Origin of the sequence: Streptomyces sp. NPDC057963, assembly GCF_042887155.1 — a bacterium.
GTDB lineage: Bacteria > Actinomycetota > Actinomycetes > Streptomycetales > Streptomycetaceae > Streptomyces.
This window is the reverse complement of record NZ_JBHVPX010000020.1, coordinates 13,742-28,187: the sequence shown is the minus strand read 5'-3', so window position 1 is coordinate 28,187 and position 14,446 is coordinate 13,742. Positions and strand designations below refer to the sequence as shown.

Sequence of the window (14,446 nt, the reverse complement as noted above, 5' to 3'; positions counted from 1 at the left end):
GACGGCAGGGCCGCAGGGTCGCGGGGCCACGGGGCCACGGGGCGGCGGGGCCCCCGGGGAGAAGATGCGGCGGGGCGGGGCGCAGAGGCCGACTGCTGGGGCCGGGCGTCGGGTGTCGGGCGTCGACAGCCGCGTGCCGGGCGAGCGCCGGAGTGGGCGCCGGAGTGGGTGCCGGGCGGTCATGATTCGTTCCGTGGTCATGAGCCCGCCGCACATGCCGTACAGTTGTGTTTACCGACGCGGGGTGGAGCAGCTCGGTAGCTCGCTGGGCTCATAACCCAGAGGTCGCAGGTTCAAATCCTGTCCCCGCTACTGAAGAGTCAGGCCCGGCACGCATACAGCGTGCCGGGCCTGACTCGTTCCGGCCGACCCGTCGACCCACGAAGGAGCAGGTCCGGGTGGTGTGTGAGCTGTGCCACGTACGTACCCCCATTGGCCGATGAGGAGTCGCCGGGCGACTCCGCTCCGGTGAGCCTGGGGGTGGGGCGCGGTACCGTCCGCAGCCGCGCGCGTACCGGGCAGGAGACCACAGGTGTGGAAGCGGCTGAGGCGGCGCGGCAGGCATGCCGAGGGCGACGGCACCCGTACCCGGCGGTTCGTCCGCGCGCTGCCCGCCCTGATGATCGTCGGCGGGCTGGTGTTCGATCTCCTGACGCCGCCGACCTTCACCGCCATTCCGCTGTTCGTGGCGGCGCCGCTGATCGCCGCGCCGTTCTTCTCGCTGTCCAGGACCATCTGCACCGGCATCGCCTCGATGCTGGCCGTCATCGTGCTGCGGCTGTACAGCGCCACGCTGCCGCAGGTCGTGCCGCTGATCGAGCTGCTCACCCTGGCCACCGTCTCCGTCCTCGCCGTTGTGATCAACGGGGTCGTACGGCGGGGCAATGAGCAGCTGGCCTCCGCGCGGGTCATCGCGGAGACGGCCATGCGGGCGGTGCTGCCGAAGCCGTCCGACCGGATCGGCGGGCTGCATGTGGCGGCGCGGTACGAGGCGGCGCAGGCGGACGAGTTCGTCGGCGGCGACCTGTTCGCCGTGACGGACACCCCGCAGGGGGTGCGGCTGGTCGTCGGGGACGTACGGGGGAAGGGACTCGATGCCGTCGAGTCGGTGGCGGTGATCATCGGGGCGTTCCGGGAGGCGGCCGAGCAGGAGCGTTCGCTGGAGGGCGTGGCGCAGCGGCTGGAGCGGGCACTGGCGCGGGAGGGGACGCGGCGGGGCGGGCTCGACGCGGTCGAGGGCTTCATCACCGCCGTGCTGGCCGAGATCCCGCCCGGGGGGTCCCGGGTGCGGATCGTCAACCGCGGTCATCCCGAGCCGATCCTGCTGCACCCGGACGGGGAGCTGGAGGTGCTGGGGCCCACGGTGCCCGCGCTGCCCCTCGGGATGGACCTGGGCGTGTGGCCCGACCGGGCGGACGAGTGGGATCTGCCGGCGGGGACGACCCTCCTCCTGTACACGGACGGTCTCTCCGAGGCGCGGAACGCCGACGGCGTCTTCTACGACCCGGCGGCCCGGCTGCGGGGGCGGATCTTTCCGGGGCCCGAGGAGCTGCTGTCCGCGCTGACCGATGACGTACGGCTGCACACGGGTGGCGAGACGACCGACGACATGGCGCTGCTCGCGGTCGTGCGTCCCGCGGAGGGGCAGCCGGACCGGCGCAGGACCGTGAAGATCGTGGGTCTGGAAGAGGTGTGACGGGCGGGGGCGTGAGCTCCGCGCGAGCCGGGCGCGACCTCGGGCGCGGGATGCCCACCGTACGTAATCGAAGCGCACCGCTCCGCATAACATTTGACGCAACGTCAGAATCCGGGTAATGACTGAAGGTCGATCAACTCATACCGTTCCGCCCGATTGTGCCCCGTAAAGTCCAGGCCAAAGACATGAACGATCAGTGGGAACAGCTTGGAATCAGGCACGGGTGTCTATTAACGTTCGATAACGCAGCGCGGTCGTCCCAGCCGTCGTCAGTGGCGGCACCGTGCGCGAGCGCCGAATTCCGCAAGGGAACCGGGGAACCACCTACATGGGGTGAATCGGACACCTGCGTCTCGTGAGAGACGGAGGGGCCCGTAGGAGACCTTCCTGCTCCGAACCCGTCAGCTAACCCGGTAGGCGAGAAGGAAGGAAAGGAGTGCGCCCCCGTGGCGTCCAACAAGCCTGCCCCCGAGGCCCCCTCTCGGTTCAACCCCGACTTCGTTTCCGATGTCGTCGCTGACTTCGATTCCCCGGCCGGACCCGACTCCGGCTTCGGCGCCGACTACGGAACCGCCCGGACCGGAACCGCCTACGGTGCCAACTACGGCACTGTCGCGACGGGATCGGCGTACGGCACCGACTACGGCACCGTCGCGACGGGAACGGCATACGGCACCGAGCCTGGCGGCGACTTCGCCGGTGGGCTCGGCGGCGAATTCCGCGCCGACGGCAACGGCGGGCCCGAGCGGGGCCGGGACGAGTGGAACCCCACCGAGGAGTCCGTCCGCCCCGTACGCGGCAAGCACCGCGTCGCCAAGCAGCGCAACGGACTTGCCCGTAGCTCCACGGTGCTCGGGGTCGGCGTCATCGCGGCGGTCGGTGCGGGCGGCATGGCCACCGCGCAGAGCAAACCGCCGGTCTCCATCTCCCTTCCCGACTCCATCGCGGACAACCTCCCCGATGCCAAGTCCCTTCCGGGCGTGGGCTCTCTCTTCTCCGACGAGTCCGAAGCCGACAAGGCCGCGGACGCCGCCACTGCTGCCCCGCTCACCACCGCCGGTCTCACGACCGCCGAGGCCGAACAGGGCACGGTGGACGCGGGTGAGGCGCTCCGCGCGCGCATCCTCCAGCAGGCGGAGCAGCAGCAGGACGCCGCCGACGCCGAGGCGAAGGCCGCCCAGGAGAAGGAGGCCGCGGAGAAGGCCGCCGCCGAGGCCAAGAAGCAGCAGGACGCCGCCGAGGCCAAGGCCGCCGCGGAGAAGAAGAAGGCGGAGGAAGAGGCCAAGAAGAAGGCCGAGGCCCTGCGGCTCGCCAAGCTCGCCGCCAGCTACGCCCTTCCGACCTCCTCCTACACGATCACCTCGACCTTCGGCCAAGCCGGCTCGATGTGGTCCTCCGGCTACCACACCGGCCTCGACTTCGCAGCGCCGACGGGTACGCCGATCAAGGCCATACACGGCGGCACCGTCAAGTCGGCCGGCTGGTCCGGTTCGTACGGCTACCGCACGGTGCTGGAGCTCGACGACGGTACGGAGCTGTGGTTCTGCCACCAGTCCTCCATCGGCGTCAGCGTCGGCCAGAAGGTCTCCACCGGTGAGACCATCGGCCGAGTCGGCGCGACCGGCAACGTGACCGGCGCGCACCTCCACCTGGAGGTCCACACCCCCGCCGGTACGGGCATCGACCCGATGGCCTGGCTGCGCGGCAAGGGCCTCAACCCCTGATCCGCAGGTCACCCTCCCGATCCGCGTGATCCGAGCCGGTTCGCCGGCCGCTGAACCCCGGCAGCCCTGACGCTCACCCCCCGACGTCAGGGCTGCCGGTCTGCCGGAGCAGCACAGCCGTCGGAGCAGAGGGAACAGCCGGCGCATTCGGCCAGCCGGTGCATTCGGTCAGCCGGTGCGTTCGGCCAGCTGGCGCATTCGGCCCGCGGAGCAGTCGGCCCGTCGGAATAGTGGTGCCGCCGGGATTCGTTGATCCATTTATGACTTCTCTTCGCAAGCTGGGCTCCTCCGACCTTCAGGTCTTCCCGCTCGCCCTCGGCGGCAACGTCTTCGGCTGGACCGCCGACGAGGCGCAGTCGTTCGCGGTGCTGGACGCCTACGCCGCGGCGGGCGGCAACTTCATCGACACCGCCGACGCCTACTCCGCCTGGGTCCCGGGCAACGAGGGCGGCGAGTCGGAGACCGTCATCGGGAAGTGGCTCGCGGCCCGCTCCAACCGCTCCGACATCGTCGTCGCCACCAAGGTCGGCGCCCACCCCTCGTACAAGGGGCTCTCCGCCACGAACATCAAGGCCGCGGCCGAGGAGTCGCTGCGCCGGCTCGGCACCGACCACATCGATCTGTACTACACGCACTTCGACGACGAGACCGTCCCGGTCGAGGAGATCATCACCGCCCTCGACAAGCTCGTGAAGGAGGGCAAGGTCCGGGAGATCGCTGCCTCCAACATCAGCCCCGGGCGGCTCCAGGCGTCCCTGGACTTCTCGGAGCGCGAGGGGCTCGCCCGGTACGTCGCCCTTCAGCCGCACTACAACCTGGTCTCGCGCGACACGTACGAGGGCGAGCTCCAGGAGACGGCCGCACGGGCCGGGCTCGCCGCCGTCCCGTACTTCGCTCTGGCCTCCGGCTTCCTCACCGGCAAGTACCGTCCGGGTGCTTCGGTGGAGAGTGCCCGCGCCGAGAAGGCCGGTGAGTACCTGGGGTCGGAGCGGGGGCAGAAGGTCCTGGCCGCGCTCGACAAGGTCGCCCAGGGGCACGACGCTGAGGTCGCGACCGTCGCCCTGGCCTGGCTCGCGTCCCGGCCGACCGTCGCCGCGCCGATCGCCTCGGCCCGTACGGTCGAGCAGCTGCCCGCGCTGGTGGCCGTCGCCGACCTCCGGCTGACCGAGCAGGAACTGGCGGAACTCACCGAGGCATCCGCCTGACGGGCACGAGCACGAGCACGAGGGCGGGAGCGAGGGCGGGCGGCCGTTCATGGATCGTGGTCGCGGTCGCCTGTTCGTGAACGGCCCTACTGCGGGGGCGGTGGCCGGTGCGGGTTCAGGTAGGGGTTGTACCCGTTCCCGCCGGGCTGCGGGTGCGCCGGCCGCGGGTAGGCGTGCGGGGCCGGCGGCACGTGGTGGGGGTGCAGGCGGCCCGTCGCCTGCGCCGCGTACGTCAGCGCGGGGGCGGCCACGCCCCGGCGCTGCCAGAGGTGGTGCAGCAGCTCCAGCTCGCGCTCGGCGAAGTCCGGGCCCGCGGTCCCACGGCGGGCCTGCCGACGCAGCGAGGCCAGTGAGGTCGCGAATGATTCGTACTCGGCGACCGCGCGGGCGGCAGCTCTGCCGTGGGCCTTGGCCTGCGCTTCGACATGAGCCCTGACCTGCGCGCGCCTCGGCGCGTATCCGGGTGCGTAACCCGGTCCGAATCCCGGTCCGAATCCCGGTCCGTAGCCGGGTGCGTACCCCGGTCCCGGGCCCGGACCGGGGTACGGCCTTGGTCCGTATCCCGGTCCGTATCCTGGCCCGTATCCCTGCACGTGCCCCGGTCCTTGCCCGTGTCCCGGCCCATATGCCGACGCGTACGGCGGCGGCCAGTGTCCCGGTCCGTACGGACCCACCCGGATTCCCCCGGCCGCCGCCGCGTGTCGTTGGCGTGCCGCGTCACGGGCCATGCCGCGGGCCCGCATCGAGGAGAGGGCGAGTGGTTCGGCGGGGGTCAGCCAGCCGGCCGCCGCATAGGCGGGCAGCTCCGCGGCGAGCGTACGCAGCTCCCGTCGGCGCGACCAGATCGCCAGCCAGGTCACCAGGCCGAAGACCGGGACCATGAAAAGCCCGTACACGGCGTAGAAACCGTACGGGCCGAACGTCGCCGACCCGTTCCACAGGGCATGCATGCCCATGGCGAGGACGAGTCCGAGCAGCGGCAGCGCGATGCGCCGGATCCGGCGGCGCCGCGCACCGGCTGCGGCGAGCCCGAAGCCTATGCCGGTCAGCACGGTGAAGAGGGGATGCGCGAACGGCGACATCACCGCCCGTACGAAGAACGTCGCGGCCGTCACCGAGACGACGCCCGAGGTACCGATCTGCTGGTCCTCACCGAAGGCGTTGCCCAGGTAGAGGATGTTCTCGGTGAACGCGAAGCCGCTCGCGGTGAAGCCGGCGACGACGATGCCGTCGACGATCCCGTTGAACTCCCGTCTTCGGAACAGGAAGATCAGCAGGACGGCCGCGGCCTTGGCGCTCTCCTCGATCACCGGCGCTATGACCGTGGCACCGAGGGTGTCGGCGTGCGACGGGTCGGCGGTGGCCGTGGCTATCCAGCGGGTCGCGAACGAATTCGCCAGGATCGCGACCAGAGCGGCCGCGAACGCCCCCCAGGCGAAGGAGAACAGCAGATTCCGCCAGGGCGCCGGTTCGACCCGGTCCAGCCAGCGGAACGCGGCCATCAGGAGCGGGACGGGCAGCACGGCGAGACCCAGGCCGACGAGAAATCCCTCGGTGCCCGTCTGATCGCGGACCAGGGCCAGGATCGCCAGTCCGCACAGCGCGAGCACCGTGCACACGGCCGCGATGCGGAATGTCCTGCTGCGCCACACCATCCCGACGCGGCGCGGCCGGTAACGCCAGTGCCTCCGCTCCGGTACGGCAGCCAGGATCTCGCCGACCCGCTGCTCCTCGAGCACCGGGACGGCCGGCTGCGACTGCCGTTGCTGGACAGACCCGTCGGACACCACCCGATGACCCTAACGAGCAGCACTGACACCTGGCCATGGGGCACCAGGGCTATCGGCTCAGCGGCGGGCGAAGAGCAGGTCGTGGACGACGTGACCCTTGTCGAGGCCCTGCCCCTCGAACCGGGTCAGCGGCCGGAACGCCGGCCGCGGCGCATAGCCGCCGTCCGCCTGGGTGTTCTCGAACAGCGGGTGTGCGGACAGCACCTCCAGCATCTGCTCGGCGTACGGCTCCCAGTCGGTCGCGCAGTGGATCACGGCCCCCGGCTTCAGCCGCTGCGCCGCCAGATCGAGAAACTCCGGCTGGATCAGCCGCCGCTTGTGATGGCGCTTCTTGGGCCAGGGATCGGGGAAGTACACCCGCAGCCCGTCCAACGAGTCCGGCTTCAGCATCTCGCGCAGCAGGATGATCGCGTCACCGTTGGCGACCCGGACGTTGGACAGTCCGTTCCGGTCCGCGAGGCCGAGCAGGTTGCCCTGGCCCGGGGTGTGCACATCGACGGCGAGAATGCCCGTGCCCGGGTCGGCGGCCGCCATCTGCGCGGTGGCCTCACCCATGCCGAAACCGATCTCCAGCACGACCGGGAGCCCGTCGAACAGTTCGGGCAGATCCAGGACACGCTGCCCGTCGATGTCCAGGCCCCACTTCGGCCACAGCCGCAGCAGCGCGTCCTCCTGGCCGGGCGTGACGCGGCTGCGGCGCGGCTGGAAGCTGCGGATCCGGCGCTCGTGGTGCGATCCGGCCGGATCGACGGCGGGCCCGCCGGGGAAGCGCGGTTCCTGGCGCAGCCTGCGCTGCCGCTCGAAGGAGGCGGCGCGCAGATCGTCCGGAATCCCGGCAGCGGGGGAGGAAGGACTGTGGGCCATGGCCATGGCGGCGGCGTCGGCATCGGCCGTGGAGGCGCTGCCCGTCCCGGTCACGGTGCTGCCCGTCCCGGTCACGGTGCTGCCCGTCCCGGTTGCCGTGCTGCTCGTCCCGGTCACGGTGCTGCCCGTCCCGGTTGCCGTGCTGCTCGTCCCGGTCACGGTGCTGCCCGTCCCGGTTGCCGTGCTGCTCGTCCCGGCCACGGTGCTGCCCGTCCCGGCCGCGGCCTCGCCCGGTGCCGGGGCGGAAGGGTTCGCGGAGGAAGCGGAGGAATCTGCGGAGGGGTTCAAGGGCTCAGACACAATGCCCCGATTCTACGGCGGGCGGCTTCCACCCCGTCTCCCCTGCCCGGAGCAGCGCCCTGCGTGCCACCTCCCGCCCGATGGGCAGGGAGGCCGTCGCGGCGGGCGACGGGGCGTTCAGTACGTGGACCGTGTGCGGTGCCTCACGGATCAGGAAGTCGTCCACCAGGGTGCCGTCCCGGAGCACTGCCTGGGCCCTGACCCCGGCCGGGGCGGGCCGCAGATCGGCCTCCGTGACCTCGGGCAGCAGCCGCCGCACGGCTGCCGTGAACGCGCGCTTCGACAGCGAACGGTGCACCTCACCCGCCCCGTACCGCCAGTGTCTGCGCGCGATCTGCCAGGTGCCCGGCCAGGTCAGGGTGTCCGCCAGCTCACCGGGGCGCACGACGGACCAGCCGTACCCCTCCCGGGCCAGCGCCGGCACCGCGTTCGGTCCGACGTGGACGCTGCCGTCGTGGCCGCGGGTCAGATGCACACCGAGGAAGGGGAACGCCGGATCGGGCACCGGATAGACCAGGCCGCGCACCAGCTCCGGCCGCGCCAGCTCGTAGTACTCCCCACGGAAGGGCACGATCCGCACCCCCGGGTCGTCGCCCGCGAGCCGCGCCACCCGGTCGCAGTGCAGCCCCGCGCAGTTGACCAGGACCCGGGCCCGCACCACCGCACCGTCCGCCGTGCGCACCGCCACGCCCCAGGGGCGCCGGTCGATCGCGGTGACCTCCGCCCCGTAACGGATCACCCCGCCCGCCCCGCTCAGCTCGGCGGCGAACCGCGCCGCTACCGCACCGAAGTCGCACACCCCGGTCGTCCCGACGCGGATCGCGGCGAGCCCGCGCACCCGCGGCTCGTACTCCGCGATCTGGGCGGGCCCCAGCTCGCGCACCGGCAGCCCGTGCTGCCGGCCGCGCTGGACCAGGGAGTGCAGCCGGGGCAGCTCGGACCGCTCGGTCGCGACGATCAGCTTGCCGGTCACCGCGTGCGCGATGCCGTGCTCGGCGCAGAAGTCGACCATCTCGGCGGCACCGCGTACGGCGTAGCGGGCCTTGAGCGAGCCGGGGCGGTAGTAGATGCCGCTGTGGATCACTCCGCTGTTGCGCCCGGTCTGGTGGCGGGCGGGGCCCCGCTCCTTCTCCAGCACCGTCACCCGGGTGCCCGGAGCGGTGCGCGTGATCGCATACGCCGTCGACAGGCCGACGATTCCGCCGCCGATCACCAGCACATCGCAGTCGTACGCCGCGTGCGTCATCACCACGCCACCTCCCACCCCGATAGTGCACTGACCCACTGACAACGCACTCAAACCAGTGAAGCCCAGCGTGGCGCCGATCTTTACGCCCGGAGGCGACCGGACGGCACACCGGATGCCGCCCGGACGCCGTGCGTACACCGTGAGGACACGGAGGCGAGGCCACGGAGGTGCGGGGCAGGCGCGCCGGTCGTCGAGCCGGTCGTCGAGCCAGTCGTCGGGCCGGTCGTCGGGTCGGTTGTCCGGCCCGGGCGTCCGGCCCGGACGCTTACGCGGGCGCCACCAGCAGAGGTCGGGCCCGCTCGCGCAGCTCGGCGACGCGCGGCTCGTGCCCGTACGGTTCGAGCCGGTGCAGCAGATCCCGTACGTACTCCGTGGTCCGCGCCGAAGAGATGCGGCCCGCCACCTCCACCGCCCGGGTGCCCGCCGCGCAGGCCGCGTCCAGGTTCCCCGACTCCAGCTCGGCCACCGCCGACACCACGAGCCGCAGCCCGTGCGAGCGGACGAATTCCTCGGTCGGCCGCGACAGGGCCTGCTCGGTGAAGCGCCGCACCTGCCGGGGTGCCTTCAGGTCGAGGTGGCACTCCGCAGCGTCCGCCGCGAATCTGTCGTACGAGTAGAAGCCCAGCCACGACGGGTCCGCGTCACCGGCCCGGGAACGCTCCAGCCAGCCCTCGGCGGCCTTCAGCGCAGCCCCCGCGGCCTGGGCGTCGCTCGCCTTCGCGTGGGCGCGTGCCTCCACCAGACGGAAGAAGCTCATGGTGCGGGCCGTGGCGAGCCCCCGGTTGCGTTCGACGGCGGCCTGCGCGAGGTCGACCCCCTCGTCGGCGAAACCGCGGTAGGTCGCCTGCAGCGACATCGAGGCGAGGACATAGCCGCCGAGCGGTACGTCGGCCGCGGCCCGCGCGAGCCTCAGCGCCTGGATGTAGTAGCGCTGCGCGGCCTCCTGCTGGCCGGTGTCGAAGGCCATCCACCCGGCGAGTCTGGTCAGCTCGGCCGCCGCGCCGAAGAGCGCCCGGCCCACCTCGTCGCTGTACGAACCGAGCAGCAGCGGTGCGGCGTCGACCCGTAAGCACTCCGGGACCATGGAGGAGCGCCAGTCCCCGCCGCCGTACTTGGAGTCCCAGCGGCGGGCGTCCTGGGCCGCCTCGCGCAGCTTGGAGACATCGCTGTGGCCGACCCGCAGCGGGGAGATGTCGCTCGTGACCGGGCCGACCGGCGCGGAGTGGGCGGGTGCGGACGGGGACACGGACGTGGCGGGCGGCGCGGGCGGGGCCTCCGGGCCCGGCTGGGCGGGGATGGACGGTGCCCGCTGCGTACCCAGAGCTCCCAGGGTTCCCAGCGCCGCCTGAGCCGCCTGTGCGTTCAGGGCTGCCTGCGGTGCCTGCGGTGCCTGCGGTGCCTGCGCTGTCGGCGCTGCCTGCGCTCCGGATGCCGCGTGCGTGCCGAGCGCCGGTCGCGCCCGCAGCGCTCCTCGCGCGTCCTGCGTGGCCGGAGTCCCCGCTGTGCCGGGAATGGCCGCAGCGCCGGGCGTGCCGGGTGTGGCAGGAGTCCCCGCCGCGCCCGGGGCGACCGGTGCGCCGGACTCCGCCGCCGTGTCCTTCCCCGCCGCGCCCGGCATCCTCTGCGCCCCTGCGCCGGTGCGTGCGCCCCTTGGGTTCTGGGCGCCGAGGATGACTGCCACGGCGGCTGTCGCGTCGCGTTCCACCGACGGATCGGCGGGGGATATCAGCCAGCGGGACGCGGGCGTCGCGTACGCGCTCACCGAGAACGAGCCGGCCAGCGACTGCCAGATTCCGCCGCTGCCCGCCCGCCGCCCGGCCAGATCCAGCCGGTACAGCTCGGTCGCCGAGCGGACCGCCTCGGCCACATCGCGCGGAAAGGCCAGCCCGACCTCCGGCGCCGGGTCGGCGTCCGCGAGCCCGATCTCGTGCAGGGGGACCGGCCGGCCCAGTTTGGCGCCGATCGCCGCCGCGATGAGATGGGGCGCGGCGCCCTGCGGCACCATGCCCTTGGAGACCCATCGGGCCACCGAGGTCTTGTCGTACCGAAGTGTCAGTCCGCGCTGCGCCCCGAGGTCGTTGACCCGCCGGGCGAGCCCGGCGTTGCTGATTCCCGCGAGGGCGAGAACGGTTCCGAGCTTCTCGTTCGGTCCGCGTTGCTCCCTGGACATGCGCCACCCCTCGACACACAGACGGCCGCCGCGTCACCGTTGCGGCGCGCGGCATTCGTACCGTGTCCTCCCCAGGGACGAGCCCCGGCACTCCGGCCGCACACGCATATGGCCGAGCCCCGAGGAATATGCCTCCTGCCGAGAACCTCAGTAAACCCAGCGTAGTTCGCCGCATCCCTACCGTTAAGGGGCAGACGTCCGTATGGCGGGAATGTTGTCCGTGCGGATCCGTGCGGACGCGGCCGGCCGCGGCGGCGTCGCTCCGGTCGTCGCGCGGAGCGTCCCGGGCACGGCTCGGATCCTCTCCTGGGCCCGGCTCGGACCTTCGCCCGGAACCGGCGCGGGACCCTGCGCGACGCCCTGTCCGGACCCCCGTGCGACGCCCTGTCCGGACGCGGCGGGACGCCGCCCGCCGGGCCTCGTACGTGCTCCTGGTGTGTGGCCGTGCGCCCGGCCGTGCGCTCTCGTCCGGTTGTTTCGGAAGCGCTTCCATGAGTGCTGCGTGGGTCGGCCCACTGCATTGGACTCAGTGGGCTGGGGGACACTGCCGCCTCATTCCCCGCAGGCGGCGGACCGGTCCGGGAGGCGGACGACGCCTCCCGGACCGTGCGTCGCACTGTGCGCGGAACCGGCGGGGAGGCCGGTGTGAAGTCGGCGAAGCGGGGCACGGGACGGGGGATGAAGGTGGGCGAAAAGGGTCTTCCGGCGCGGTGAGTTCCCTGTCGTCCGGTTGCCGCGTGCGCTGAAAATGGCCGAATGTCGCCGGTCGGTCGAGGTTGGATCGATCGACTCGCGGACATCCCGTCGACCGTCCGGTGATCACCGGTGACCGACCGGTCACCGGTCGTGGGTGGTCCGGGGGGTGGCTGGATCCAGCCCGGTGGACCGTGCCGGAACGGGGTACGCAACACGCCCGACCCGTAAGCCTGTTGGTGTGTGAATCACTTCGCGCGGGCCGTGCGTCGGTCGTTGCCGGGGGAGCCCCGTGCGGGTTGCCGTTCGGCGTGCGCCCGTCCGCACGTCACCGCCCCCTCTCGCGGCCCGGTCTTTGCCAGGGGCGCATGCCCTTCCGACGTGCGCCGTCCGTAGCCCCTCCTGTGCGCCTTTGTCGTGGCAGCATGTTCGCAACGGCGCCGCGCGCTACCGGAGTTCTCCCGATAATGTCCCGCTGCGCCGATTTGTCCACAGCCTGTGGAGGCGGCGATGCGTTGGTTGGTGGGGTGGAGCAGTATCGCCGCGAGCTTCGGCACGGCCGGTGCCGTCGGCGACGCCGACGAGGGGCGCACGATGCACCCCGTCGGATCCCAACTCCTGTGGGGAGACCCGGATCCGCTCTGGGCCGTCGGCGACTGGCGCCCCGACGAGATCCGCACCAGCTCGGTCGAGACCGCCGAAGGCGCGCCCACCGCCCGGCTCGCCGTCCTCGGCTGCTGCAGCGCCACCGACGAACAGCTGCGCGTCGGCCTCCTCGCCGCCCGCGGCGGAGCGCTGCGCCATCTCACCTCCTGGCCCGGCAGCTACACGGCCGTCGTCCAGGTCGGCCGCCGGATCACCGTCATCGGGGACCTCGCCGGAGCCCGCCCGGTCTTCTACACCCCCTGGGCCGGCGGCACGGCGTACGCCACCGCCGCACTGCCGCTCGCCGACCTCATCGAAGCCCAGCTGGACATCGGCCACCTGGCCGCCCTGCTCGCCTGCCCCGAAACACCGGAGGCGCTGCGCGACGGCACCCCGTACGCGGGAGTGAAGCGCATCCCGCCGGGGCACGCGCTGATCCTCCGCGAGGGCTCACGCGAGATCACCGGGTACGAGGCGGTGGCCTCCCTCGCCGTCGCCGCGCCCCAACTCGACCCGGTCAGCGCCGTCGACGGGGTGCGCGACGCCCTGGTCGAAGCCGTACGCGCCAGACTCACCGCCCCGCGCCACGCCCCCGAGACCCTGCCGCCCGACCCGGGCCCGGTCCCCGGCATGGGGCCCGCCGAACGACGCGCCGCCCGCGGCGCCCCCGTGCCCGGCATCGGCGCCGACCTCTCCGGAGGCAGCGCCTCCGCCACCCTCGCCCTCCTGGCCGCCGGACTGCCGGGCCTGCCCGGCACCCTCCTCGGCCACGGCGCGGGAGCGGGCGAGCGGCTGCTCGCCGTCACCTTCAACGACCTCACGGCGCGCGGACACGAGGACGAACTCGAACGCGCCCGCGTCATCGCCGCCAACCCGCGCCTGCACCATGTCGTCGTCGCCGCCGGGGAAGAGGCCCTGCCCTACGCCGACCTGGGCGGCGGCCCGCTCACCGATGAACCCGCCCCGTCCCTCGTCGTCGCCGAGCGGCACCGCCGCCGCCTCGCCTCGGGCAGCGCCGACCACTTCGTCGGCGGTGGCGCCCGACAGGTGCTCGACGCCCACCCGGCCCGTCTCGCAGACCTGCTGATGGACCGTCGACGACGCCATCTGCTGCGCCCGGTCGCCGCCCTGGCCAAGGCCGAGGGCCCGACCGCGCACTCCCTCTTCGTCCCGCTGACCGTCTACCGGGCGGCCCGCCGCCTGTCCCGTACGTCGTACCGCACCGGTCTGGAAACGGCGGCCGACCGGCTGCCCGACGCCAACCGCGACGCCCCCGACCTCGACACGCCCGCCGACGCGTCGCTCGCCGCCCTCGCCTGGTCGCGGCCGGGACCCGCCGCGCGCTGGCTGACGGGGGAGGCGCTCGCCGAGGTGTCGGTGCGTCTGCAGGAGGCGGCGATCCGCCCCGCCTCCGTCCAGCGGCCGGGCGAGGCCCGCGCCCGGGCGGCCCTCGCCCGGTTCGCCGCCGACCACCGGATCCTGGAGCAGGCCGCGGAGAACCGCAGCCAGCGGCTGCACGCCCCGTTCCTCGACAATCAGGTCGTACGCGCCGCCCGAGCGCTTCCCGAATCGCTCCGCGTCCAGCCGGGCGCCCGCGCCGCGATCCTGCGGCGGGTGCTCGCGGGCGCGGGCATCCACGAGCTGCCGCCCGGCTGGGGCGCCCCCTCCCTCGCCCTCGCGAACGCCACCGCCCGCACCGGCCTGCGCGCCGCGCTCCCCGACCTGATCGCCCTCTTCGACGCCCCGCTGCTCGCCGACGCGGGCCTGGTCGAGGCCCGCGTCGTACGGAAGGCCCTGCGCGCGGCCTCGGAGGGCGAACCGCTCCCGCTGGACGGCCTGGCGCATCTGGCGTCCATGGAACTCTGGCTCCGCCGACTCGTGTCACGGCGCGGCACCTGCTGGACGGGCACGGCGGCGCCACGCCAGCGCGCGGTCGCGGGCGGGGTCACGGGTGGGGTCGCGGGCGGGGTCACGGGTGGGGTCGCGGGCGGGGTCACGGGTGGGGTCGCGGGCGGGGTCACGGGTGGGGTCGTTCCGGCGAGGCGGACCATGCTGCCGTAGCTGTGGTCTGTGGCTTGTGGTCCGTAGCCGTGGACTGTGGTCCGTGCCC

At 73.0% G+C, this 14,446-nt stretch carries 8 protein-coding genes, 1 tRNA gene and 1 riboswitch; of the genes, 5 read left to right on the top strand and 4 right to left on the bottom strand.

Going from position 1 to position 14,446, the window contains the following annotated elements; all coding sequences use genetic code 11:
* Positions 1-238 precede the first annotated feature (238 nt).
* The 4 genes from ACFVT1_RS32655 to ACFVT1_RS32640 all read left to right on the top strand — a co-directional run bounded on the left by ACFVT1_RS32655 (position 239) and on the right by ACFVT1_RS32640 (position 4,625).
* Positions 239-312 (top strand) — tRNA-Met (locus ACFVT1_RS32655).
* 220 nt (positions 313-532) lie between these two features.
* Positions 533-1,696, top strand: coding sequence for a PP2C family protein-serine/threonine phosphatase (locus ACFVT1_RS32650; protein ID WP_389802048.1), 1,164 nt, complete (start codon positions 533-535; stop codon positions 1,694-1,696).
* 282 nt (positions 1,697-1,978) lie between these two features.
* A riboswitch (cyclic di-AMP (ydaO/yuaA leader) is annotated at positions 1,979-2,131 on the top strand.
* An 11-nt stretch (positions 2,132-2,142) separates the two neighbouring features.
* Entirely contained in the window at positions 2,143-3,420 is a 1,278-nt protein-coding gene (locus ACFVT1_RS32645; protein ID WP_389802045.1) for a M23 family metallopeptidase, read from the top strand.
* A gap of 260 nt (positions 3,421-3,680) precedes the next feature.
* Positions 3,681-4,625, top strand: a complete 945-nt coding sequence (locus ACFVT1_RS32640; RefSeq protein ID WP_389802042.1) for an aldo/keto reductase — start codon at positions 3,681-3,683, stop codon at positions 4,623-4,625.
* Between the two features lie 86 nt (positions 4,626-4,711).
* On the opposite strand, the gene ACFVT1_RS32635 is transcribed toward ACFVT1_RS32640, so the two are convergent.
* The 4 genes from ACFVT1_RS32635 to ACFVT1_RS32620 all read right to left on the bottom strand — a co-directional run bounded on the left by ACFVT1_RS32635 (position 4,712) and on the right by ACFVT1_RS32620 (position 10,998).
* Complete coding sequence (locus ACFVT1_RS32635) at positions 4,712-6,412, bottom strand: PrsW family intramembrane metalloprotease (protein ID WP_389802039.1); 1,701 nt, start codon at positions 6,410-6,412, stop codon at positions 4,712-4,714.
* 60 nt (positions 6,413-6,472) lie between these two features.
* Positions 6,473-7,285 carry a tRNA (guanosine(46)-N7)-methyltransferase TrmB gene (gene trmB, locus ACFVT1_RS32630; protein WP_389802180.1) on the bottom strand — a complete coding sequence of 271 codons (813 nt, stop codon included), beginning with the start codon at positions 7,283-7,285 and terminating at the stop codon, positions 6,473-6,475.
* A gap of 286 nt (positions 7,286-7,571) precedes the next feature.
* On the bottom strand, positions 7,572-8,828 hold the full coding sequence (gene lhgO, locus ACFVT1_RS32625; protein ID WP_389802177.1) for an L-2-hydroxyglutarate oxidase: 1,257 nt from the start codon (positions 8,826-8,828) through the stop codon (positions 7,572-7,574).
* Positions 8,829-9,093: 265 nt separating this feature from the next.
* On the bottom strand, positions 9,094-10,998 hold the full coding sequence (locus tag ACFVT1_RS32620; protein ID WP_389802037.1) for a collagen-like protein: 1,905 nt from the start codon (positions 10,996-10,998) through the stop codon (positions 9,094-9,096).
* Positions 10,999-12,201: 1,203 nt separating this feature from the next.
* On the opposite strand from ACFVT1_RS32620, the gene ACFVT1_RS32615 reads away from it, so the two are divergent.
* Positions 12,202-14,397: an asparagine synthase-related protein gene (locus ACFVT1_RS32615; protein ID WP_389802035.1), complete on the top strand. Its 2,196-nt coding sequence runs from the start codon at positions 12,202-12,204 to the stop codon at positions 14,395-14,397.
* Positions 14,398-14,446: the final 49 nt, after the last annotated feature.